Raw genomic sequence first — 22893 nt, forward strand, 5'->3', positions numbered from 1 at the left:
TCACAGAAACTATCCTCTTAGCTTTTAGGACAGCATTTCTTTGAGGTAACCGCCGGTATAGGAGCCTTCCACTTGTGCGACCTTTTCCGGCGTGCCCTGTGCGACCACGGTGCCACCACCGGCGCCACCTTCTGGCCCCATATCCACAATCCAGTCCGCAGCCTTGATGACGTCGAGGTTATGTTCAATGATGAGGACAGAGTTTCCCTTATCTACCAAACCTTGAATCACTAGCATTAACCGGCGAATATCCTCAAAGTGCAGCCCGGTTGTCGGCTCATCCAAGATGTAGATGGTGCGTCCATTGGTGCGTTTTTGCAGCTCCGAGGCGAGCTTCACGCGCTGGGCCTCACCTCCGGATAAGGTAGTGGCAGCTTGGCCGAGGCGGACATAGCCCAAGCCGACATCGACAAGCGTGGCCAAGTAGCGGTGGATGGAAGTAATGGGCTCGAAAAACTCCGCGGCCTCCGAGATGGGCATGTCCAGCACTTCCGCGATGTTTTTCCCTTTGTAGTGGACCTCCAAGGTCTCGCGGTTATAGCGCGCGCCCTCGCAGACCTCACACGGAACATAGACATCCGGCAGGAAGTTCATCTCGATTTTGATGGTGCCATCGCCCTGGCAGGCCTCACACCGCCCGCCTTTGACGTTGAAGGAAAAACGTCCGGCCTTGTAACCGCGCACCTTCGCCTCTTGGGTCTCTGCAAAAAGATTACGAATCTTATCAAAAACACCGGTATAGGTAGCCGGGTTGGAACGCGGGGTGCGGCCAATCGGACTCTGATCCACCTGCACCAGCTTATCCAAGTGCTCGATGCCCTCTACGCGCTTGGCGCGTCCCGGAACCTGCCGGGCGCGGTTGAGGTTATTAGCCAGCGTCTTGGCCAAGATTTCATTGACCACGGTGGACTTGCCTGATCCGGACACACCAGTAATGCACACCAGCACGCCGAGCGGAATCTCGACATTGATTCCCTTCAGGTTGTTTTCCCGTGCCCCAACTACTTTTAAGGTGCGGTCTTTATCAATGTCGCGACGGTGATCGGGAACGGCCAAAACCTTGGAACCGGACAGGTACTGCCCCGTTAGGGACTCTTCTACCGCCTCCACGCCAGCGGGCTCGCCTTGGTAGACCACTTCGCCGCCGTATTCGCCGGCGCGCGGGCCCACATCCACCAGCCAATCAGACGAGCGGATGGTGTCTTCATCGTGTTCCACCACGATGAGCGTATTGCCAATATCGCGCAGGCGCTGCAAGGTTGAAATCAGACGGTGATTATCGCGCTGGTGCAAACCGATGGACGGCTCGTCCAGCACATAGAGCACACCGGCGAGCCCGGATCCAATCTGCGTGGCTAGGCGGATGCGCTGGGCCTCGCCACCGGACAGGGTCGAAGCGCCGCGATCCAGGGTGAGATAGTTAAGTCCCACGTCCAATAAGAAGCGCAGGCGCGCTTGTGTTTCCTTTAGCACCGCCCCGGCGATAATTTCCTCGCGGTGGCCCAAGACCAGCGAATCTAAAAATTCCGAGGCATCCTCGATGGACAGGGCACTCAGTCCCGCGATTGACTGTTCGCCATGCGAGGTCGATGCCAGTCGCACGGCGAGGATTTCCGGCTTCAGCCGCGTTCCCTTACACGTGCTACACGGCACCCGGCGGGTGTATTGCAGCAGCCGATCCTTTTGGGACTGCGAATCCGTGGTATCTAATTTGCGGTGCAGAAAGCCAACGGCTCCTTCAAAAGGCGCGGTCCAATTGCGCTGGCGCCCATAGCGGTTCTTATAGCGCACCCGCACTTCGGTTTCAGTGCCGTAAATCAAGGCATCGCGCTGTTGCTTCGTGAGCTCGCTGACGGGGGTCTGCGGATCAAAGCCCATGGCCTTGCCCAAACCTTCCACGAGTTTGACAAAGTACCGGGAGTTCGGGCTCGAATGCCACGGCTGCACGGCATCGACGGCTGGGGCATCCGGATCCGGAATCAGCAGATCCACGTCCACTTCGAGCTTAGTGCCCAAGCCATCGCAGACCGGGCAGGCGCCAAAGGGGGCGTTAAAGGAAAACGCGCGCGGCTCGTACTCCTCGATGGTAAGTGCATGGCCATTGGGGCAGGCCGCCTTTTCAGAATAAGTATGCGTGAGTTCCTCTTTATCAACGAACTCGATGGTGACGAGGCCATCGGCAAGCCGCAAAGCCGTTTCCACGGAATCGGTCAGGCGTTGCTTCTGGGAGGCTTTGACCTGCAACCGGTCCACCACCACCTCGATGGTGTGCTTAACCTGCTTCTTCAGCTTTGGCGGATCACTTAACTGGTGGGTCTCTCCATCCACGCGCACGCGGGAGTAGCCCTGTGCCGAAAGGTCTTGGAAGAGGTCAACAAACTCGCCCTTGCGCTTGCGCGCTACCGGGGCAAGCACCTGAAACTTCAGCTTTTCTTCCTGCTCCAGCACGGAATCGACGATCTGCTGCGGCGTCTGACGCTCGATGACGGCATCGCACTTGGGGCAGTGCGGCGTGCCGGCGCGCGAGAAGAGCAAGCGGAGGTAGTCGTAGATCTCCGTAATCGTGCCCACGGTAGAGCGCGGGTTATGGTTCGTGGATTTCTGATCGATGGACACCGCCGGCGATAAGCCACCGATGTATTCCACGTTGGGTTTATCCATCTGGCCCAAAAACATCCGGGCATAAGAGCTCAACGATTCCACGTAGCGGCGTTGGCCCTCCGCAAAGATGGTATCGAAGGCCAGCGAGGACTTACCGGAACCCGAAAGCCCAGTAAAAACCACCATTTTATCGCGCGGAATATCGATATCCACGCCCTTGAGATTGTGTTCCCGTGCGCCTCGCACAATCAATCGTTCTGCCACTGCGCTCCAGCCTCCACATCATAGATTTTAATCTCCCCTTGAATGTACCCGTAAGCTGGAATGTATGACTAACGAGCTACATCTTCACCAAATCTCCGTTTCGGAGATGGACAATAACTGTTACCTGCTCACCGCCGGCGATCAAGGCTTGCTTGTCGATGCCGCCGATGACGCCCCCGCCATCCTCGACATGGCGCGCGAGGCCGGCGTTGATATCACCGCCGTTCTCACCACGCATCGCCACTGGGATCACGTGCGGGCTCTCGGCGAGGTTTTGGAGGCAACCAACGCAAAACACTACGCCTCCTTTATAGATTCGCCCGCCATTCCAGAAGACGTGGACGTTGAGCTGCGCGAGGGCGATTCCATCGACTTTGCCGGCATGAAATTGCCGATCATCATCCTGCGTGGCCATACCCCCGGCGGCGTCGCGCTTGTGGCCACCGTTGACGGTGTCACCAACCTCTTTGTGGGAGATTCCGTATTCCCCGGTGGATTGGGCCGAACGACCTCTGAAGGCGACTTTGTGCGGCTATATAAGGACGTCACCAAGCGTGTCTTCGAAGAGTTCCCAGATAACGCCATCATCCGCCCGGGTCATGGCAAGCCCACCACCTTGGGGGAAGAACGCCCCAAGTTGGGTGATTGGTGGGAGCGCCGTTGGTGATCTAGGCGGCTATTTCAGCGTATAATGGTCAATCACACGATTGGTCTAGAACAACGAGCTAAGGAGCTTAAAGGACTATGATTCGCAAGTTTGCCCGCCCCATGCTGGCATCGGTATTTGTATGGGAAGGTGTAGACGACCTGCGCAATGCCTCGGAGCACACCAAGGAAACCGAAGGCTTCCTCAAGACCCTGCGCAAGTTCGTCCCCTCCGGGTACAAGAACCTCATTCCCAATGATCCGGAGCTAGCTACCCGCGCCCTCGGCGGCGCAAAGATCGGTGCAGGTACCACCTTGGCTCTGGGCAAGGCACCGCGCACCTCCGCAGCCGTGCTGGCTGCCGCTACCCTGCCCAACTTGGTGGGCAAGAATAACTTCTGGGCCGCAGATAATAAGAAGGACAAGGAAGACCGTCGCAACGGCTTCATTACCAATACCGCCCTGCTCGGCGCGCTCTTTATCACCACCCAGGACACAGAGGGCAAGCCGTCCCTGCGCTGGCGCGCACAGAAGGCCGGTGAGCGCACCAATAAGAAGATTCAGCAGGCGCTGCCCACCAAGTCTGAGTCCCAGGAAAAGCGCGAGGAGCTTTCCGCTCGCGCCAACGAGCTGTCCAACAAGGCCGGCGACTGGTTCAACGAAACCTCTCAGAAGGCGCAGGCCTACGTGGATGACAACAAGGATGACTGGCAGTCCACCGGTCGCGGCCTGCTGGATACCGCAAAGTCCTATGTTGATGACGCCAAGGACTACGTCGATGACAACAAGGAAGACTGGCAGGATTCCGGCCGCGGCTTCTTGGACAATGCGAAGTCATTCATCGAGGACTCCGTAGATAGCGCCAAGTCTTACGTTGGCGACAACAAGCAGGAATGGCTGAAGTCCGCTGAGTCCAACACTAAGACCGCCCGCAAGGGTGCCGTCAAGGCTGCGAACAAGGCACAAAAGCGTGCCGATGACGCAGCCTCGAAGCTCGACAAAGCAGACTCCAAGCGCGCTGCTAAGAAGGCTTCCAAGCAGGCAGATAAGCTGCAGAAGAAGGCTAATAAGAAGATCGAAGCCGCTATCAAGAAGATTGAAAAGCGCGCTAAGTAATTCGCCTTAACCCTCGCACACGGCCCAGCCCTACGCTGGGCCGTTGTTCTTTGTCACGGCAAGGTCTAAACTCGAACCTCCCCTACGCGGCACGCGGATGCGCGCCCACCCATATTTTCGTGTTTCATTCTGAGGAGTCTTGTGAACTCTGCACCGAAGAATTCTCCAGCCAATCATTCTCCCGCTGATGCAACTTCATCTAGCCGCGCGGAAAACGCTGGAATTTCTGCCATCGAAGCCGAGCAGAACTATGTCGATGGCCTCTTTGACCGCCTCGATGACGAGGTAGCCGCGGCAAACGCGCGCCTAAATGAGGTCCAGGCCGAGGTCGACCCGGCGACTCCCGATGCTGATGCCTTAGTGCGCCGCGAAACGGAATACCACGGCTTGCAGGCCAAATTGGACCGCCTCAACGTCGCACAGATGGGGCTCGTCTTTGGCCGCATCGATATCGATGCCCCCGGCGATAACCCGACGGAAGAAGGACTCGATCGCCGCTATATCGGCCGCATGGGTTTGGATGCGCGCGAAGAAAACTACCGCACCCTGCTGCTGGATTGGCGCGCGCCCATGGCTCGCCCCTTTTACCTCGCCACTACCGCACAACCTGAAGGCGTACACACTCGCCGCCAGATCCGCATGACCGGGCGCACGGTCACTGATGTCAATGACGAGGCCTTAGATGGCCCAGGTGTGCGCGAGGAAGAAGCAGGCGTGGCAAGCGAATCCGCCCTGTATTTTGCCATGCAACGCGCCCGCACGGGACACATGACGTCCATCGTGGAAACCATCCAGCGCGAGCAGGACGAAATCATCCGGGATAATACCCGCGGCGTCATGGTCGTAGAAGGCGGTCCCGGCACCGGTAAAACTGCCGTCGCGCTACACCGCGTTGCCTACCTGCTCTACACCCACCGCGAGCAGCTATCTTCCACCGGTGTACTCATCATTGGACCCAATACCAACTTTTTGGACTATATTTCCCGCGTGCTGCCCGAGCTCGGCGAGACCGGCGTCGTGCTCTCCACCATCGGTGGGCTATTCCCCGGCATCACTCCCACCCATACCGAGGGGCTTGTGGGCCGCGAAATTAAGGGCAGCGCGGCCATGGCGGAAATCCTGAGCGCCGCCGTCAAGGATTATCAGCAGGTGCCAAGTGAGCCCCAGGACATCACCGTAGATGGCCTGACCCTGACCATCACGCCGTCCATGGTGAAGAGGGCGCGCACCCGCGCTCGCCGCTCACGCAAGCCGCATAATCAGGCGCGCGAGGCATTCATCGAGCACTTCGTGGAGGATCTCGCCCAAGAGATGGCCACCAAGGTGGGCACGGATCCCCTGTGCGGGGAAAACCTCCTAAGCCGCGCGGATGTGGACCAATTCCACGATGATCTTGCCGTTGATGAGTCCGTGGTGGGATGCATCGATGATTTTTGGCCCGAGCTCGATCCCTCTGAGGTACTCGCCGCTTTATTGTCTTCCCGCGAACACATTGCCTCGGCTGCCCGTGGCTACGATGAGGAGACCCAAGCCGCCTTGTACCGCGCAGACGGCTACGCCTGGACCGATTCCGATGCCGCGCTTTTGGATGAGTTGGCCGTCCTCATCGGCTTGCCCAATCCTGAGGAGAAGAAGGCAGCCAAGGATGCCGAGTGGCGCGAACAGATCGCGGATGCAGAAGATGCGCTGGATATCCTATCCTCCTCCGAATCCACCGATAACGATGATGACATGTTTGAAGCGGAGATTCTTTCGGCGCACGACGTCATCGACGCGGAGACCCTAGCGCAGCGTCAAGAGGTACGGGATACGCGCACCACCGCGCAGCGCGCGCGGGAGGATCACACGTGGGCGTTTGGCCATATCATCGTGGACGAGGCGCAGGAACTTACCCCGATGGAATGGCGGATGCTCTTCCGCCGCTGCCCGTCCCGGTGGATGACGTTGGTTGGCGATACCTCGCAGACAGGCTCTCCTGCCGGCGTGGATGACTGGGGCGAGGCCTTGGAGCCGTTCATCGCCCAGCGCTTCCGCCACCACCTCCTTACCGTCAATTACCGCACGCCCGAGCCCATTACCGAGCTTGCCAATGGCCTGTTGGCCTCCATCGATCCGGAAGCCACCCCGGCCATAGCCATTCGCGACGGCGTGCCGGTGCGCCGGCTTGCCGATGCCGACTTCACCCCCGGCGTTACCACCGAAGACGATGGCCGCCTGACCGCGGTCATTGATGCTACGAACGCCGAAGCAGTCAAGGGCCTCGAGTTCGACCACGTTATCGTGCTTAACCCGCGCGAGATTGTCGATGCCTCCCCGCAGGGGCTGCAGAACCTGTACGTCTGCATCACCCGGGCCACGCAAACGCTGACCCTAGTGGGAGATACGTCCGGCGTGCTCTAGCCCACTGGGATCACAAAACCCACCGCGCGGCTCCAGTGAAGGACTCGCTGCGGTGGGTAAGGCGAAAGCCGGTCAGGCGAAGGCCTAGATTAATTAACGGTGTGAACAATCATGACGTCACAATCGGACTGACGCGCCACATCCGCTGGCACAGAGCCGAGTAGACGACCGGTCAGGGAATTAATGCCGCGGTTACCAACGATGAGCAGGTCTGCATCATTGTCATTGACAATGGACATCAGGGCTTGCACCGGCGTGCCAGGGCGGACGGCGGTTTCTACCTTGGAAACCCCGTGCTTTTCCGCTTCTTCCTTGCCTGCCTGCAGGTTGGCTTCGGCTTTCTCATCACCAAGAATAGTGACGGAATCCTGACGCAAGGTCTTCGAAGCCTGCTCTTGATTCTCGTAGTAAGCACAACCGATGATCAGCGTGGCATCGAATGCAGCGGCAATCTTGGCTGCTCGCTCCACGGCGAGGAGGGAGGACTTGGAACCGTCAGTACCGACAACAATCGTGCTGTAGTCGCTCATGATGACCTTTCTTTGTGGGTGTGTACCCTAACTATTCTAGTGTGCCAACTTGGCGTTACTGCAAGTCTAACAATGAAAAGTGATTAACGTTTTTCACTCGTATTAACCACCACGACATCCACCTTGGATTTATGGGTAAGTTCCGTCGGCACCGAGCCAAAAACGCGCCCGCGCACGGAATTAACGCCGCGATTGCCCACGACCAAGAGCTCAACGTCGTATTTCTCCGTGACCTCGATTAAGGCGTTGACGGGGTCACCGGGGGTGGTGACCACTTCAATGTTTTCCGCACCTTCGGACTCGGCAATCCGCTGCGCATTCGTGAGGTAGGTATCGGCCATTTCTTCGCTGACCACCGGTAGCCTGGAGCCCTCACCGCTGGGGGCGCCGAGCATGGAGCCAGAATGGTTATAGGCTGCGGAGACGATGATGAGCTTGGCATCGTATGCCCGCGCCATGGATGCAGCCGAGCGCACGGCGCGCAGGGAAGTTTCGGAGCCATCGGTACCGACGGCGATGGTGTGATACGTAAGCATGATTCTCCTTGCTGGTGAATTACTAGGTCGGCACATTGAACCGGCTTTTAGTCGCCCCCAGTATAGTCAGGACGCCGGACCAATAAGCCGATCGTTGCAGTAGTGCGCACTTTTAGGGGGAGCCTGTTACTGAGACACTGCGAGCGGCGTTAAATTCCGGCTTCCTTTAGGCCGCGCAGCTCCTTCTTCAAATCAGCAATCTCATCGCGCAGCCGGCCGGCTAGCTCGAATTTCAACTCGCGCGCGGCAGCGCCCATCTGTGCCTGCAGGTCATTGATGAGCGCCTCAACCTCATCGGTGGCCATGCTGGACACGTCGCGCTTTTCCACCACAGCCGAGGGATCCGACTCCGGCGCCTCTTCCCCATTGTTTTCATAGACCTGATCCAAGATATCGGCGATCTTCTTGCGCAGGGGCTGCGGATCCACGCCGTGTTCCTTGTTATAGGCAATCTGCTTCTCGCGGCGGCGCTCCGTTTCATCGATGGCTTCTTGCATCGAGTCGGTGATTTTATCCGCATACATGATGACCTCGCCCGATACGTTACGCGCGGCGCGGCCAATGGTCTGGATGAGCGATGTTGTCGAGCGCAAGAAGCCTTCCTTATCCGCATCAAGGATGGCCACGAGCGAGACCTCAGGCAAGTCCAAGCCCTCGCGCAAGAGGTTGATGCCCACGAGCACGTCGAATTCGCCCTGGCGCAATTGGCGCAGCAACTCCACGCGCTGCAGCGTATCGATATCCGAGTGCAGGTAGCGGACCTTAATCCCCTGCTCCAAGAGGTAATCCGTCAGGTCTTCTGCCATGCGCTTGGTCAAGGTGGTGACCAGAACGCGCTCCTTAGAGGCAATGCGGCCGCGGACCTCATCAATGAGGTCATCGATCTGGCCCTTGGTCGGTTTCACCGTGACCTTAGGATCGACCAGGCCAGTCGGGCGAATGACCTGCTCGACAAACTCGCCGCCAGAGGAGGTCATTTCGAAATCGCCAGGGGTAGCGGACATATAAACGGTTTGACCAACGCGCTCTTCAAATTCGTCAAAGGTCAGTGGCCGGTTATCCACCGCGGAGGGAAGGCGGAAGCCAAACTCCACCAGGTTTCGCTTGCGCGACATATCGCCTTCGTACATGCCGCCGATCTGTGGCACGGTCACGTGGGACTCATCGATGATGGTAAGAAAGTCCTCCGGGAAATAATCCAAGAGCGTAGCTGGCGCGGACCCAGCCGGGCGGCCATCCACGTGACGGGAGTAGTTCTCAATGCCGGAACAGAATCCCACCTGCTCGATCATCTCTAGGTCATATTCCGTGCGCATGCGCAGCCGTTGCGCTTCTAGGAGCTTGCCGCGGTTTTCTAGATCCTCGAGGCGCTCAGCCAACTCTTCCTTGATATCGGCCACGGCCTTTTCCATGCGCTCTGGGCCGGCCACGTAGTGCGTGGCGGGGAAAATGCGCACTTCATCGACCTGCTCGATAACATCACCTGTCACTGGGTGGATATAGTACAGCGAATCAATATCATCGCCGAAGAACTCGATGCGCACCGCGCGTTCCTCGTACGCCGGAATGATATCGACCGTATCGCCCTTGACGCGGAAGGTACCTCGGGTAAAGCCCACATCGTTGCGCTCATATTGGATATCCACCAAGAGCCGGAGGAAACGGTCCCTGTCGAGCTCCTCGTCGACGGCGATAATCACCGAGCGATCCAAATAGGATTGCGGGGTACCCAAGCCGTAGATACACGAGACCGAGGAGACCACCACGACATCGCGCCGCGAGAGCAGTCCAGAGGTGGCCGAGTGGCGCAGGCGCTCGACGTCCTCATTAATGGAGGAGTCTTTTTCGATATAGGTATCGGTCTGCGCGATATAGGCTTCTGGCTGATAATAATCGTAATAGGAGACGAAGTATTCTACCGCGTTATTGGGCAATAATTGGCGCAGCTCATTGGCCAGCTGTGCGGCCAAGGTTTTATTGGGCGCCATGACGAGCGTGGGTCGCTGCTGCTTTTCAATCAGCCACGCGGCCGTCGCGGATTTACCAGTACCGGTTGCACCCATGAGCACAACGTCGCGCTCGTCGCGGTTGAGGCGCTCATCAAGTTCCTTGATGGCCGCAGGCTGGTCACCAGCGGGTTCATAATCAGAAACGACCTGAAACTTGCCGGGGGTGCGTTCTACCTCGCCGACGACTCGGTGTTCAGAGTTTGGAATAAGGGGATGTTCAGCAGCAAAAGCCATGCCCGCTATTCTACTGCTTGGACGCTCCTGCTAGCCATTTCACGGCAGCGAGGCCTGGGCGGTGTGCAACCACTGGTCCAACTCCCCTGTCGGTTCCCAAAGCGCGTAGACCGACGAGGACTCAGAACACATCGCTTGGTTGATGCGCCGGCGCAGCCACGCCTTAGATTGCGGCGTGTACAGGGACGCTAGATCCGTCGAGGCTACGCCGTCTGGCAGGCCATCGGCAGGCAGCTTCGTCAGCGCCCCTAACGCGATGACCGCTTCGGCTTCATCGGAATCGAGCACTCCAGTGCCGCACGAGCGCTGAAAGTGCCGGAGATCAAAAGAACCATCCCGCAGGCTATCGAGTACGTCTCGCGCCGCGTGATTATCGAATGGTCCAGTGCCCCAAGTTCCCACGCTCAAATAGTGTAGGGGCCAAAAGTAAACGTTAATAGGAAAATGCGTTAACGCTACTTACCAAAAAGGTTAAGGTTAAGAAGACGCCGCTTCGATCTCATCGCAGACCTCAGCCGCGCGCTCTGCCAATTGTTCCTGCGTGCCGTTATTGTCAATGACATGGCTTGCTGCTGCAAGGCGCTTGTCATCAGAAATCTGGGCGTTAATCCTTTTGCGCGCGTCTGCCTCATCGAGTCCGCGGAACTCCACGAGGCGACGCACCCTCTCTTCTGGATCCACGTCAACGACGATGACAAAATCCATATCCCCGTCAAGCCCATTATCAACCAGCAACGGCATGTCATAGACCGTAAAATCAACGCCTTCTTCGCGCGCGGCGGCGAATCGCCGCTGGGTCTCTTCTTGGATGCGCGGGTGGGTAATCGAATTGAGAAGCTCGGTGTGCTCCTTGTCCACGAACGCGCGGCGGGCAAGTTCCTTGCGGTCGAGGCTGCCGTCTTCCTGCAGGATGTCCTCGCCGAATTTCTCCGCTAGCTCGGCCAAGGCCGGTTGGCCAGGCTTGACGATGTCCCGGGCAATACAATCTGCATCCACCACCCGCCAGCCGCGCTGGGCGCACAGCTTCGCTACCGTAGATTTCCCGCTGCCGATTCCCCCGGTTAATCCGATTAGCTTCATAAGACACCAGGGTACGCGAAAAGGAGCCCGGCACGACTGCCTGGGCTCCTTGCTGCGGAATTTAAGAGTGCCTTTAGGACTCGAGTTCTTCTTCCGGCTTTGGATGAACCTGCAAGAGTTCATCGCTTGGGGTGACAGCGCCGGTAGCGCCGCTCACGGAACCAAATTTCTTGGCGTTAGTAACAACGACCGGGGTAATCAGGTTGTAGTCCTTGGACTTGATGAAGTCTGCGTCAAAGCTGATGAGCTTATCGCCAGCGGAAACGCGCTGCTTCTTTTCCACGTGGACATCAAATCCCTCGCCGCCCAGTTCCACGGTGTCTAGGCCAACATGGATGAGCAGCTGTACGCCGTTATCCAGGTTCAGACCGATCGCGTGGCCGGACTTTTGGACGGTGAGCACGGTACCATCGGCAGGCGCGTAGACGGTATTGCCGGTTGGCTTCACGGCAGCGCCCGGCCCAAGCTTGGCGCCGGCAAAGATGGGATCCGGTACCTCAGACAGGTCCACGGCCTCGCCCTCCAGAGGAGAGTCCAGCTTGATGATTGCCTGTTCTGCTTCCTTGGTGGCGATTCCGGTGGCAGCAGCAACCCCTGCAGCCTGTGCATTCTCGGAACCGTCGGACTCATCATCGGATCCGCCGATGATGCGGGACTCGGAGCGGCTAGCAACCTCTTCCACAGTCTCGTTATTTTCGCGGGCGATGCGCTCAAGATCGGCTTGCTTTTCCTCTGCGGTGCGGTAGCCAAACAGCAGCGTGAGGGAGAAGGAGGTGAAGAATGCCACGGCGATGCCGATGATGTAGCCCACCGGCGGGGTCATGGCTGAGGTGGTCAAGATGGAGGTAAAGACGAAGGCGTTAGCGCGGACATCGAAAAGCCCCATGACCGCACCACCAATGGCACAACCCGGCAGCAGGCGGTAGTAGGTGCGGCGGAAGCGGAGCAAGATGCCGTAGAGGGACGGCTCCGAAATACCGCCGAGCATGCCGGCCGCGAATGCACCGACGGAAACCTGGCGCATGGAGTTGTTCTTCTCCTTCATGGAGATGACCATCACGGCGCCGGTGACGCCGAAGCAGGCAAAGTTCCACGCACCCATGGGGCCTTGGATGAAGTCGTAGCCGTAGGTGGTGATGTTTTGAATCATGATCACGTTGAGCGGCCAGTGCAGGCCCATGGGCACCAGGAATGGGTACAGCAGCGGAATGACAATGGCCAAGATGAACGGCGAGAAGTCATTGATCTGGAACAGTACCCAAGAGATGCCATTGCCCACGCCGATGCCGAATGGGCCGAGCAGGAAGGCCGTAGCCGGAATCATGATGAGCAGCGAGAAGAACGGCACGAAGACCATGTGTACGGCGCTCGGGATGATCTTCTTCAAGCCCTTTTCCACCCAGAACAGGCCGATGGCCGCCAAGATCGGTGGGAATACCTGGGAGCCGTAAGAGTTAATCACCAGCGGCAGGCCGAAGACGTTGACGGTATCGCCCTGTTCACCCAGGGACATGAATTCCGGCGTGAGCAAAGCGGCCGGGATGGCGGCCGAGACCCACATATTCGCACCCAGCTTCTGCGCGGCGGTAGCACCCACCATCACCGGCAAGAAGTAGAAGACCGACTGGAACATCGCGTGGGCCAAGCGGTAGCCCTCGGGCTGTTCTTCCAACGGCGCGCGGAAGTCTTGGATGCCAATGGTATCCGCCAGCACCAGCAGCGTGATGATGAGGGAGGCACCAAGCAGCGCCCACAGAATCGGGCGGAAGGTATCAGAGAGGAACTCGAAGCAGTAGTCGATCCAGTCGTACTTACCGCGCACGCCGTCGTAGTTCTTCTTGGATGAGGAGCCCTCCTCATCCGGCGGGTTTACCCCAGGGTCCTTGATGATTTCGCCGTAGTAGTTGGCCACGCCGCCACCCATGACTACTTGGTAGCCATGCGTACCCTGCGTGACGGAACCGAGAACGGCCGTATCGCTTTCCAGCTTTTCCTGATCTACTTTCCCCACATCAGCGAGTTGAAAACGCAGGCGCGTCGCACAGTGCGTCAGCGACGTGATGTTATCGGCGCCGCCCAAGCTATCGATGATGTGTGTGGAAGTGTCCTTCACAGATGCCACTTCAAACTCCTTGCATAAAGACAAAACAATAGTCAGTACTCAACTGGCTATTACGTCACACTTGGATTATAAGTGAGAGGCAACACAAACAAAAGCCCAATTTAGTGGTCTTAAGTGGGGATAGTTGTCTTTTTTGCAGGCGCCTTTGCTTTGCCGCAGGTCAAGAACCCGCAAACGAAAAATACCGGGCAATCGTTTGCATATACTGTCATAAAACTCACAAAGCCGCGTCCTGTCTCCCCGAAGGAGAAGGACGCGGCTAGTGCAGCTGCGTGGAGTTAGGGACTATCTCACCCTAAGCTCCAAAGGCGTCTTAGTTGCCGGCGAGCTTGTCTCGCAGTGCGGCGAGCTGCTCGTCAGAAGCCAAGGATCCGCCGGACTCTGCCTGAGTCTCCGATGCCGGAGCTGCATCGGAGGAGTCAGAAGAGTAGTTGGAGGATGCTTCAGCGGACTCTGCAGCCTCTGCGGCTGCAGCGCGGTTGCGCTCGATCTGAGCGGTGTGCAGGTTGAAGCGGCGCTCGGACTCTGCGTAGCGTGCCTCCCAAGCCTGACGCTGCTCGTCGAAGCCTTCCTTCCACTCGTTGGTGTCCGGGTCGAAGCCTTCTGGGAACACGTAGTTGCCCTGCTCGTCGTAGGAGTCAGCCATGCCGTACTTGGACGGATCGAACTCTTCGGAGTAGTCCTCGTCAGCCTGCTTGACGGACAAGGAAATACGACGACGCTCGAGGTCGATGTCGATGACCTTGACCATAACTTCCTGGCCAACGGTGACAACCTGGTCCGGAACCTCGACGTGGCGCTGAGCCAGCTCGGAGATGTGAACCAGGCCCTCGATTCCTTCCTCGACGCGAACGAACGCACCGAACGGAACCAGCTTGGTGACCTTGCCCGGCACGATCTGGCCCACAGCGTGGGTGCGGGCGAAGACGCGCCATGGGTCTTCCTGGGTTGCCTTCAGGGACAGGGAAACGCGCTCGCGGTCCAGATCAACGTCCAGAACCTCAACGGTTACCTCGTCACCAACGGTGACAACCTCAGATGGGTGGTCGATGTGCTTCCAGGACAGCTCGGACACGTGAACCAAGCCGTCGACGCCGCCAAGATCGACGAAGGCGCCGAAGTTGACGATGGAAGAGACAACGCCCTTGCGGACCTGACCCTTCTGCAGCTGGTGCAGGAACTCGGAACGGACCTCGGACTGGGTCTGCTCCAAGTATGCACGGCGGGACAGGACAACGTTGTTGCGCTGCTTGTCCAGCTCGATGATCTTAGCTTCCAGCTCCTGGCCAATGTAGGGCTCCAGGTCGCGGACGCGACGCATCTCAACGAGGGAAGCAGGCAGGAAGCCGCGCAGGCCGATGTCCAAGATGAGGCCGCCCTTGACAACCTCGATGACGGTACCGGTAACCGGCTCTTCCTTGGCCTGCAGCTCCTCGATGGCGCCCCAAGCGCGCTCGTACTGTGCGCGCTTCTTGGACAGGATCAGGCGGCCTTCCTTGTCCTCCTTGGTCAGGACAAGCGCGTCAACCTCATCGCCGACCTCGACAACTTCATCGGGGTTGACGTCGTGCTTGATGGACAGCTCGCGGGAAGGGATAACGCCTTCGGTCTTGTATCCGATGTCCAGCAGTACCTCGTCGTGGTCAACCTTGACGACGGTACCCCCGACAATGTCACCATCGTTGAAGTACTTGATGGTGGCGTCTACAGCTGCGAGGAAGTCCTCTGCGGTTCCGATATCGTTGATCGCAACCTGAGGGGTAGTAGAAGATGGCATATTGTAAAAATGCTCCGAATAAATGTAGGAAATCGTTCGTGGACAACTGCGTGTCTCTCGAATTAAAAGCCCATCTGCGCTGCACAAATACAGGAGATAGAGGCCACATTCGATCCCGCCGCGTGATTGCCCCAAGCTTTCCTACAATAGCCTGCAACAACCCGTGGCATAGACATGCTTGTAAAAGCCTACATCTGTCCAGCTTATACGGCAAATATTGCACGCCAACCAGAAAGGTAACCCACCCCAGTGACTTCGCCTTCTCACGCCAATCAATCCCACTGGGACGGTGATGCGGCCAACTACCATGCCGAGCACCCCGAGTACCTTTCCTCTTTTTACTGGTGCCCAGAGATGCTGCACGAGGCCGATGCACAGCTGCTTGGCGATGTCTCCTCTGCCGCCGTCCTCGAAATCGGCTGCGGTTCTGCCGCCTGCACCCAGTGGCTCAGCACCCGCGCCCGCTTTGTCACCGGCTGCGATATTTCCCGGGGAATGCTCTCCCACGCAGATCCCGGGTTGGCGCTCATCCAAGCCGATGCACTGGCACTGCCCTACGCCACCGATTCCTTTGACGTGGCGTTTTCTGCGTTCGGCGCATTCCCCTTCCTTGCTGATCTCGATGCCGCGCTCGCGGAAGTTGCCCGTGTTGTGCGCCCAGGCGGGCGGTTCGTCTTCTCCGTGACCCACCCAATGCGCTGGATCTTCCCCGACGATCCCATCAGCCTTACCGCAGAAATCAGCTACTTCGACCGCGCCTACCTGGAACACGATTCCGCTGGGACGCTCACCTACGCCGAGTTTCACCGCACCATCAGCGGTTGGTTCCGCGCGCTCCAAGGTCGCGGACCATTCCTCATCGAGGACATCATCGAACCGGAATGGCCCGAAGGCTTAGATACCGCCTGGGGTCAGTGGTCTAGGCAGCGCGGGGAAATTTTCCCTGGCAGCATGATTTTCATCTGCCGCGCCTACAGCTAACGTGGACAACATGATTGCCGAAAGACTGGGAATTTTCCTGCGCCGCGCCGTGGCTTGGTGGATCGACGCCTTTCTCGTGGCCGCCATCGTCACCGTGGTGCGGTGGCTGATTAATGCGCTTGCCGGTTCCCCCTTATCCGGCCGCCCCGAAGAGATCTACGAGGCGGTCGCTCTCGCCGTGGTCTTCTATATCTACCGCGTGTGGGTGGAAACGAAAAAGTTTACGTCCCTGGGCAAATGGTCGATGCAGCTCGAAATCATCCCGGCCCGCTCGCCGTTTGTCACCGCGTGCCTGCGCAATTCGTGGCTGCTGCTCACGCCCCTGACGCTTACCGGCTGGAACATCGACGGCATTATCCTTGCGATTTTAGGCCTTTCGGTTTTAGCCATCGGCCAAACACCCTTTGACCTCTTGGCCGGTTGCCTAGTGGAAAAGCGACCTCAGGAGGATTCCACAGCGATGCGCGGCCAGAGGTAGTACACCACGGCAGCAATAGTAATGAGCGCAAATACCCACGAATACGGGAAGGCCACGGCAATGACAGTTACCGCAATCATTACACCGGCCGCCTGAATTCGGTAGCGCCACGGGTTCTCGCCTTCTCTGGCGGCGTTGCCAGCAGAAAGGAAAAACCCAAAAGTTATAACCGCATAGAAAATGAAGTAAGATTTATCGCTGCTTACTGCTTCTTTTAAGCCGCTCTCAGCAATTTGTCCCGCCGGGTATGCGACCATGACTGCCCACGTAGTCTCAAAAAAGCGCAAGACGTAGGGATGGGACTTCCAGGTAATACGTTTTCCGAGAAACTCCATGAAACTACTTTAAAATCCTCATCTGCTTCACGCACTTCTCAGCAGTCTTTCCACTGCCGTTCCACGCGGCGTGACGCGTAGGCGGGAATACCCCAGTCCTCAATCCCCTGCTTATTCCACATGCCGCGCACTTGGCCGTCAATAACGATGGCGCGGCGGAAAATGCCCTGGTTCCCGGGAACGACCGCGTGGTGCATATCCGCTGACATGGCAAAAAGTCGATCTTGGTACCCCAAAATGTATTCATCAAAGGCGCCCAATAGCAGCACCGATTTCTTCCTTCTCACCTCTGGCAGCTCCAGCACCTCTGTAGAGACCAGCTCCTCGCCTTCCCTACCTATCCGGATGAGGTCATCCGGCAAATTCTCCGCTGCGGGACGAATGAGCTTTTGGGGCAGCTTGGACCACCACGCAAAGTCTTGCAGCGTCGCCGGACCATGGGTGCGAAAATAGCGCGTCATCAATTCCGTCGTGGCGGCCACCGAGTCGCCGTTAAAGAGGGCCTCCAGGCCGTCTAACTCCACCGGAGTAATGAGCTGCTCTTCGCCTGCATAACACGCATGCCCGCTTTCCATGGCGATGCGTACCACGTGCCAGAAAGGTAGCTCGGGCAAGGCCCGGGCGGCGCGTGCTTTCAATTCTGCGCGCGTTAATGGGGCATCGATAAGCTGCAGCACGGCTTCCCGTACCGCTGCATCGCCTTTTCGAGGCTTCGCACATAGCTCGGTTATCCAGCCCATATCCTTGACGGAGGCGGCGAACAGCGTATTGCGCATCGCATAGCCGCGCACGATCTCGGACTTATCCGATTCATCCGTTGCGCGCAGCGCCAAGGACCGGCGCACCGAATGCAGGTCCTGGCCTTGCGTAACGCCAAAGGCGCGAACCGCCTCTGCAGCGGTGTGCCAGCGTTGGGCCGTGAGCCCCTGGGCGGCCAAGCGCATGCGGGCGCGTTCGCGCCGGTTAAGCGTCATCATCGAACTAGTGGGCCGCGGCGTCCCAATCCGTGCCGGCGCCGGCAGAGACTTCGAGTGGCACGTTCAGCTCGATGGCAGAATCCATCTCGCGCTCAAGAATCTCGCGGACTTGATCGGCCTCGCCGGGGGCGACTTCCACCACCAATTCATCGTGTACCTGGAGCAAAACACGAGATTTCATGTCTCGCAACGCACGGTCCACGCGAATCATCGCGACCTTGATGATATCCGCGGCCGTTCCCTGGATCGGGGCGTTGAGCGCAGCGCGCTCCGCGTTTTCACGGGCCAGCCGGTTATCGGAGTTGAGCTCTGGCAGGTAACGGCGGCGGCCAAAGAGCGTGGCCGTATAACCATCCTTGCGGGCTTGCTCCACGACATCATCCAGGTACTTCTTCACGCCGCCAAAGCGCTCGAAGTAGCTTTCCATGATGGACTTGGCTTCGCCCGCCGGGATTCCCAGCTGCTGCGAAAGTCCAAACGCGGACAGACCGTAGACCAAGCCATAAGACATGGCCTTTACCCGGCGGCGCAGCTCAGGGGTCACCTGGTCCACGGGTACATCGAAGACCCTAGAACCAACGAAATTGTGCAGGTCCTCGCCGGCCTTGTAGGCCTCAATCAGCCCGGGATCGGCAGACAGGTGCGCCATCACGCGCATTTCAATCTGCGAGTAGTCCGCGGTCATTAGCTGCTCAAATCCCTCGCCTACGATAAACGCCGAGCGAATCTGGCGGCCGGCCTCCGTGCGCACCGGGATGTTTTGGAGATTGGGCTCCGTCGAGGACAAACGCCCCGTCGAGGTCACCGTCTGGTTAAAGGTGGTGTGAATGCGCCCATCCGGCTGGACGGTCTTGATAAGGCCCTCGAGCGTGGTCTTCATCTTCTGGTACTCGCGGTGGGCCAAGAGGTGGTCCAAGAACGGGTGCGGGTGCTTGATAGCCAGCTGCTCGATTTCCTTCGCGGCCGTGGAATAGCCCGTTTTCGTCTTTTTCGTCTTGGGCATATCGAAGGTCTCAAAGAGCACCTTTTGCAGCTGCTTAGGAGAATTTAGGTTGAGCTTGTCATCGCTAGCAAGTTCCCGCGCGGAACGTTCTTGCTCCGCCACCTGCTCCACAAAGGCATCCTTTTGGGTTTCCAAAATGTCTACATCGACCGCAATGCCCGTAGCCTCCATGCGTGCCAGGATGGTCACCAGCGGCAGTTCCAGGTCGGTGTACAACTCGAACGAGTCGATGTCCTGCAGCTCCGCGGTGAGTTTTTCCGCCAGCTCCATGATTGCCGCCGCCTGTTCTACCAGGGAGGAACTATCGAGCAACGACATCTGCTCCGTGGCGGCGCCGAGGGACTTTTGAAGGTGGCGCTGGTAGACATCGGAAAGCTCGTAGGTGCGCTGGCCTGGGCGCAGGATATACGCCGCCAAGGCCGTATCGTGCGCAAGCCCGTTGAGCTCAATGCCGCGCCCTGCCAGCATGTGGAACGCGGCCTTTGCGGCGTGGAAATACTTAGGGGCCGACGATTCTAGCCACTGGACCAAGGCCTTTTCCTCATCGGCGGAAAGCTCCCCGAGTTCCACCTGCAGGCCATGATGGTTGCGGTCCACAAACGCGATGGCAGAGGCATCGCTTTGGCCCGGGGTACCCTCACCTTGCACATACACGGCTACGTGCTCGCGGTTAGGTAACCATTCGCTCAGGGAGGCGTCATCGATGGTGAGCTCGACATCTGGGGAATCCGCAACTTGCTCAGCGGCCTCAGCGCCATCGTTGGGAATGGCCGCTAAGACACGATCGCGCAGGTTGGTGCCAAACTCTAGCTCATCGAACTTCGCAGCAACATCGGCAACCTTGGCTTCCCTGAATGCCAGATCATCTGGACCGACGTCTAAGTCCATATCTGTAATCATCTGGGTAAGCTTCCGGTTCATCTGCACCTGCTCGATGCGTTCGCGGAAGTTATTTCCCACCACGCCATTGATTTCTTCGGCGTGGTCTACCAATGTAGCCAAGTCTCCGTACTTGACTATCCACTTGGTGGCGGTCTTTTCTCCCACCTTGGGAATGCCGGGGAGGTTATCGGAAGGGTCGCCGCGCAGAGCAGCAAAGTCGGGATACTGCACGGGGGTAAGCCCGTATTTATCCTCGACGGCCTCCGGGGTAAACCGGTGCAGCGTGGATACTCCCTTCATGGGATAGAGCACCGTGGTCGAATCCGTAACCAGCTGCAGATAATCCCGGTCACCGGTGACAATCAGCGTCTCGTAGTCCTGCGCCTGAGTGGCAAGGGTGGCCAAAATATCGTCGGCCTCGTAGTTTTCACGCGAGAGCGTCGTAATACCCAAGGTCTCTAAGGTATCGCGGATAATATCTACTTGGCCCTTAAATTCTTCCGGCGCGGCCTCGCGCTGCGCCTTATACTCCGGGAACATCTCCGTGCGGAAAGTCTTCCGGCCGACGTCAAAGGCAACCGCGATAGCATCCGGCTTTTCCTCAGAGACGATATTGGACAGCATGGATAAAAAGCCATACACGGCATTGGTGTGCTGGCCGCCGGAGGTAGAAAAGTTTTCCACCGGCAGGGCATAAAAGGCACGAAATGCCATCGAATGGCCGTCAATGAGCAAAAGGCGGGTCTTATTGGAAGTCACCTGCCCCATACTAGGCAACACCGTGGACACGGCGATACCCCACCCAACTTCACCGCATTGAGCAGGGCTTTTTACGGGGAGGGGACCCCAATTAGGAATTGCGCCAACCCCTGCGCTAGTATTTCCAACAGTCAAAGGCGCTCGCTTTTGATTGCCCCTGTAGCCCAATTGGCAGAGGCAACGGATTCAAAACCCGTCCAGTGTGAGTTCGAGTCTCACCAGGGGCACATTGCAACCCCGCTTCCTTTCGGATAAAAATCCACGGAGGAAGCGGGGTTTTGCCCGCATATCCGAATTTGTTGAGTTGTGGGGTTCGCGAACTAGACAACATTTAATGTTGGCGCGGTGAGGTTTCCAAGGTTTTCTCTTCTACTTAAACGGAACAGATCCTGGGACACTTCACAATCGCTTGGTTGAGTGCTTGCAGCGGTAATGCCTCGGTGCGCATCGAGTCCGATAATGCCCATCCAACTATCCGTCGGGAGTAAACGTCAGTGACAAACGCGGTGTACACAAAGCCTTTCTTCGTGCGCACGTAGGTAATGTCGGCCACCCACAGCTTATTCGGGCCTTGGGCTTTGAACTCACGCTCGACCAAATCTGGGCGCAGACCCGGCACGTTAGGCTTACGGGTTGTGATTGGTGATCCGCCTTTGCCTGTGCCAGAAACACCGGCCAGGCGCATCAGCCGGGCGGTTTGCTCACGGCCGATATCTATTCCGTCACGGTGAAGCGCGTGCCACATTTTCCGCACGCCGTAGACACCGTAATTATCCCGATGAACAGCACTAATGCGTTCAACTAGAACAACCGTCACGAAGGCGACGAGCGCTTAGCCCACGGGCTTTGGACTGGCGATAACCACGCGAGGTGATGAACCCACCAGCCCGGTTATTTTTCAACGTCTTGCAGATGAACTCGACAGAGAAATGATTCCGGTATTTATCGATTAACCGGATCATTTCCGACGTTTGGGGCCTGGCTCCGACGCGAAAAAGCTGACGCAGCCTTCAGCAACTCATTAGTGTCGCGTAGCTCTTGATTTTTACGGCGTAGCCTGGCATTTTCGGCGGCCAAATCTTCAGGCACTGGTTCTGGGGTGCTTCCTGCACGGCGAGCCTGTTGGGTCCATTGACGAGCTGTGTGCCATGAAACCCCGAGCTTTGGAGCTACTGCCTGGCACGCGGGGTGCATTGACATGTTTTCCGCCAAGATGCGGTCTTCCACGAGACGGACCACGCGGTCCTTTGCATCTTGGTCAAATTTTCTTGGCATGTTCCAGATTTTCCCATCTACTCAAACGGAACAAAACCTGGGACATTTCATTTGGCAACACGTCGTCGATGCGTCTACTTGGTACATCAGCTTGCTCTAGCTTAGCCTCGGCGTGAGCATGGTCGCGGTATTCTGTCCAGTTTAATGGTTACTCTGGCAATGGCTCTGGAACGAATGGAAAGCGTTAGAGAGTCCTTAGCAGTTCCAAAATACGCAGAAACTTAAGTGGAAATAGGTTCTTCTGCGGTTACAGTTAGTCCCTCTAGACTTCAATCTAGAGGGGGCCCGACCCCCGGAAAGTGGACACATCGGGGGCTAGCTATGCTGCTTTGGTCAGTATAGCCGAAGTCTCGGTTTCAAAGACATCAGGAGCTACAAGATTGCACCAGGAGTGCCGCCTGCGCGTGTTATAGCGTATGCACCACCGGAAGACCTCTTGGCGGCAGGTAATTGAGTTGTCAAAGACTTTCCGATCACGCAAGACTTCACGCTTTAAGGTGGCGTTAAACGATTCTGCCAGGGCGTTATCAGCACTCGTACCTACCGCTCCCATGGACTGGCGTACACCAAGTTGGGCGCAGTGGTCCCTAAATACCTGTGAGGTATACACACTGCCGTGATCGGAATGGAAAATTGCCCCGTTAAGGCTTCCGCGGACTTTTCTGGCATGAGACAAAGCTTCGATAACCAGCGATACCCGCATGTGATCCGCGAGTGCATGACCGACAAGTTTGCGAGAGTAGACGTCGATGACCGTGGCAAGGTACATGTTCTTGCCACCCTTACACGGCAGGTAGGTAATGTCGCCGACATAAACGCGGTTTGGCTCTTTAGCTGTGAACTTGCGGCCTACTAGATCTGGCATGACGCGGTGACCAGGCTTATGACG

The 22893-nt window shown here is 57.7% G+C and carries 18 protein-coding genes, 1 tRNA gene and 1 pseudogene; 6 read left to right on the forward strand and 14 right to left on the reverse strand.

What is annotated here, in order from left to right; translation table 11 throughout:
- Nucleotides 1–24: 24 nt before the first annotated feature.
- A complete protein-coding gene (gene uvrA / locus ABRP93_RS08075; protein ID WP_349887589.1) occupies nucleotides 25–2865 on the reverse strand; it encodes an excinuclease ABC subunit UvrA in 2841 nt (946 codons plus the stop codon).
- A 64-nt stretch (nucleotides 2866–2929) separates the two neighbouring features.
- Here uvrA and ABRP93_RS08080 point away from each other — a divergent pair, with 64 nt between their 5' ends.
- The 3 genes from ABRP93_RS08080 (at nucleotide 2930) to ABRP93_RS08090 (ending at nucleotide 7026) form a co-directional block, all read left to right on the forward strand.
- Nucleotides 2930–3532 (forward strand): MBL fold metallo-hydrolase, encoded by a 603-nt coding sequence (locus tag ABRP93_RS08080; protein ID WP_349853197.1) that lies wholly within the window; start codon nucleotides 2930–2932, stop codon nucleotides 3530–3532.
- 77 nt (nucleotides 3533–3609) lie between these two features.
- Entirely contained in the window at nucleotides 3610–4626 is a 1017-nt protein-coding gene (locus ABRP93_RS08085) for a DoxX family protein (RefSeq protein ID WP_349853196.1), read from the forward strand.
- A 141-nt stretch (nucleotides 4627–4767) separates the two neighbouring features.
- Nucleotides 4768–7026, forward strand: coding sequence for a HelD family protein (locus ABRP93_RS08090; RefSeq protein WP_502879654.1), 2259 nt, complete (start codon nucleotides 4768–4770; stop codon nucleotides 7024–7026).
- 89 nt (nucleotides 7027–7115) lie between these two features.
- Here the strand turns inward: ABRP93_RS08090 and ABRP93_RS08095 are convergent, their stop codons facing one another.
- From ABRP93_RS08095 to rpsA, 7 genes are all read right to left on the reverse strand, one after another.
- A complete protein-coding gene (locus ABRP93_RS08095) occupies nucleotides 7116–7556 on the reverse strand; it encodes a universal stress protein (protein WP_005282685.1) in 441 nt (146 codons plus the stop codon).
- A gap of 83 nt (nucleotides 7557–7639) precedes the next feature.
- Nucleotides 7640–8092 carry a universal stress protein gene (locus ABRP93_RS08100; RefSeq protein ID WP_005280318.1) on the reverse strand — a complete coding sequence of 151 codons (453 nt, stop codon included), beginning with the start codon at nucleotides 8090–8092 and terminating at the stop codon, nucleotides 7640–7642.
- Between the two features lie 149 nt (nucleotides 8093–8241).
- Nucleotides 8242–10335: an excinuclease ABC subunit UvrB gene (gene uvrB, locus ABRP93_RS08105; protein ID WP_349887591.1), complete on the reverse strand. Its 2094-nt coding sequence runs from the start codon at nucleotides 10333–10335 to the stop codon at nucleotides 8242–8244.
- Nucleotides 10336–10374: 39 nt separating this feature from the next.
- Nucleotides 10375–10737 carry a DUF4259 domain-containing protein gene (locus ABRP93_RS08110; protein WP_349887592.1) on the reverse strand — a complete coding sequence of 121 codons (363 nt, stop codon included), beginning with the start codon at nucleotides 10735–10737 and terminating at the stop codon, nucleotides 10375–10377.
- Between the two features lie 75 nt (nucleotides 10738–10812).
- Complete coding sequence (coaE, locus tag ABRP93_RS08115; RefSeq protein WP_284851541.1) at nucleotides 10813–11415, reverse strand: dephospho-CoA kinase; 603 nt, start codon at nucleotides 11413–11415, stop codon at nucleotides 10813–10815.
- A 73-nt stretch (nucleotides 11416–11488) separates the two neighbouring features.
- Complete coding sequence (locus tag ABRP93_RS08120) at nucleotides 11489–13537, reverse strand: glucose PTS transporter subunit IIA (protein WP_296088574.1); 2049 nt, start codon at nucleotides 13535–13537, stop codon at nucleotides 11489–11491.
- A 313-nt stretch (nucleotides 13538–13850) separates the two neighbouring features.
- Nucleotides 13851–15314, reverse strand: a complete 1464-nt coding sequence (gene rpsA / locus ABRP93_RS08125) for a 30S ribosomal protein S1 (protein ID WP_239269876.1) — start codon at nucleotides 15312–15314, stop codon at nucleotides 13851–13853.
- 249 nt (nucleotides 15315–15563) lie between these two features.
- Here rpsA and ABRP93_RS08130 point away from each other — a divergent pair, with 249 nt between their 5' ends.
- Together ABRP93_RS08130 and ABRP93_RS08135 are read left to right on the forward strand one after the other, a co-directional pair.
- The gene (locus ABRP93_RS08130) at nucleotides 15564–16295 is read left to right on the forward strand and encodes a class I SAM-dependent methyltransferase (RefSeq protein ID WP_349867268.1); all 732 of its coding nucleotides are present in this window, start codon (nucleotides 15564–15566) and stop codon (nucleotides 16293–16295) included.
- 10 nt (nucleotides 16296–16305) lie between these two features.
- Nucleotides 16306–16773, forward strand: coding sequence for an RDD family protein (locus ABRP93_RS08135; RefSeq protein WP_237792053.1), 468 nt, complete (start codon nucleotides 16306–16308; stop codon nucleotides 16771–16773).
- On the opposite strand, the gene ABRP93_RS08140 is transcribed toward ABRP93_RS08135, so the two are convergent.
- The 3 genes from ABRP93_RS08140 to polA are packed head-to-tail and all read right to left on the reverse strand — an operon-like array spanning nucleotide 16737 to nucleotide 20738.
- Nucleotides 16737–17108 (reverse strand): hypothetical protein, encoded by a 372-nt coding sequence (locus tag ABRP93_RS08140; RefSeq protein ID WP_005280309.1) that lies wholly within the window; start codon nucleotides 17106–17108, stop codon nucleotides 16737–16739. The genes ABRP93_RS08135 and ABRP93_RS08140 overlap by 37 nt on opposite strands.
- A 38-nt stretch (nucleotides 17109–17146) precedes the next feature.
- The gene (locus ABRP93_RS08145; protein WP_349867266.1) at nucleotides 17147–18085 is read right to left on the reverse strand and encodes a DNA glycosylase AlkZ-like family protein; all 939 of its coding nucleotides are present in this window, start codon (nucleotides 18083–18085) and stop codon (nucleotides 17147–17149) included.
- A gap of 4 nt (nucleotides 18086–18089) precedes the next feature.
- A complete protein-coding gene (polA, locus tag ABRP93_RS08150) occupies nucleotides 18090–20738 on the reverse strand; it encodes a DNA polymerase I (protein WP_349867265.1) in 2649 nt (882 codons plus the stop codon).
- A 144-nt stretch (nucleotides 20739–20882) separates the two neighbouring features.
- Between polA and ABRP93_RS08155 the strand changes: the two genes are divergently transcribed.
- Nucleotides 20883–20956 (forward strand) — tRNA-Leu (locus tag ABRP93_RS08155).
- A 146-nt stretch (nucleotides 20957–21102) separates the two neighbouring features.
- Here ABRP93_RS08155 and ABRP93_RS08160 read toward each other — a convergent pair.
- The 3 genes and pseudogenes from ABRP93_RS08160 to ABRP93_RS08170 form a co-directional block, all read right to left on the reverse strand.
- Nucleotides 21103–21546 (reverse strand): DDE-type integrase/transposase/recombinase, encoded by a 444-nt coding sequence (locus ABRP93_RS08160; RefSeq protein ID WP_349867263.1) that lies wholly within the window; start codon nucleotides 21544–21546, stop codon nucleotides 21103–21105.
- A gap of 125 nt (nucleotides 21547–21671) precedes the next feature.
- Nucleotides 21672–22050: pseudogene (locus tag ABRP93_RS08165) on the reverse strand (transposase).
- Nucleotides 22051–22323: 273 nt separating this feature from the next.
- Nucleotides 22324–22893 (reverse strand): IS3 family transposase (locus ABRP93_RS08170; protein WP_349887594.1); only part of this gene is annotated, 570 nt, incomplete at its 5' end.

The sequence above is a fragment of the Corynebacterium sp. KPL2850 genome (assembly GCF_040225855.1).
Lineage (GTDB): Bacteria > Actinomycetota > Actinomycetes > Mycobacteriales > Mycobacteriaceae > Corynebacterium.

Coding starts and splice junctions, on each gene's coding strand:
- ABRP93_RS08100 (WP_005280318.1), bottom strand. CDS start 8,092: ATGCTTACGTATCACACCATCGCCGTCGGTACCGATGGCTCCGAAACT.
- ABRP93_RS08095 (WP_005282685.1), bottom strand. CDS start 7,556: ATGAGCGACTACAGCACGATTGTTGTCGGTACTGACGGTTCCAAGTCC.
- ABRP93_RS08080 (WP_349853197.1), top strand. CDS start 2,930: ATGACTAACGAGCTACATCTTCACCAAATCTCCGTTTCGGAGATGGAC.
- rpsA (WP_239269876.1), bottom strand. CDS start 15,314: ATGCCATCTTCTACTACCCCTCAGGTTGCGATCAACGATATCGGAACC.
- ABRP93_RS08145 (WP_349867266.1), bottom strand. CDS start 18,085: ATGATGACGCTTAACCGGCGCGAACGCGCCCGCATGCGCTTGGCCGCC.
- ABRP93_RS08135 (WP_237792053.1), top strand. CDS start 16,306: ATGATTGCCGAAAGACTGGGAATTTTCCTGCGCCGCGCCGTGGCTTGG.
- ABRP93_RS08140 (WP_005280309.1), bottom strand. CDS start 17,108: ATGGAGTTTCTCGGAAAACGTATTACCTGGAAGTCCCATCCCTACGTC.
- coaE (WP_284851541.1), bottom strand. CDS start 11,415: ATGAAGCTAATCGGATTAACCGGGGGAATCGGCAGCGGGAAATCTACG.
- uvrB (WP_349887591.1), bottom strand. CDS start 10,335: ATGGCTTTTGCTGCTGAACATCCCCTTATTCCAAACTCTGAACACCGA.
- polA (WP_349867265.1), bottom strand. CDS start 20,738: ATGGGGCAGGTGACTTCCAATAAGACCCGCCTTTTGCTCATTGACGGC.
- ABRP93_RS08085 (WP_349853196.1), top strand. CDS start 3,610: ATGATTCGCAAGTTTGCCCGCCCCATGCTGGCATCGGTATTTGTATGG.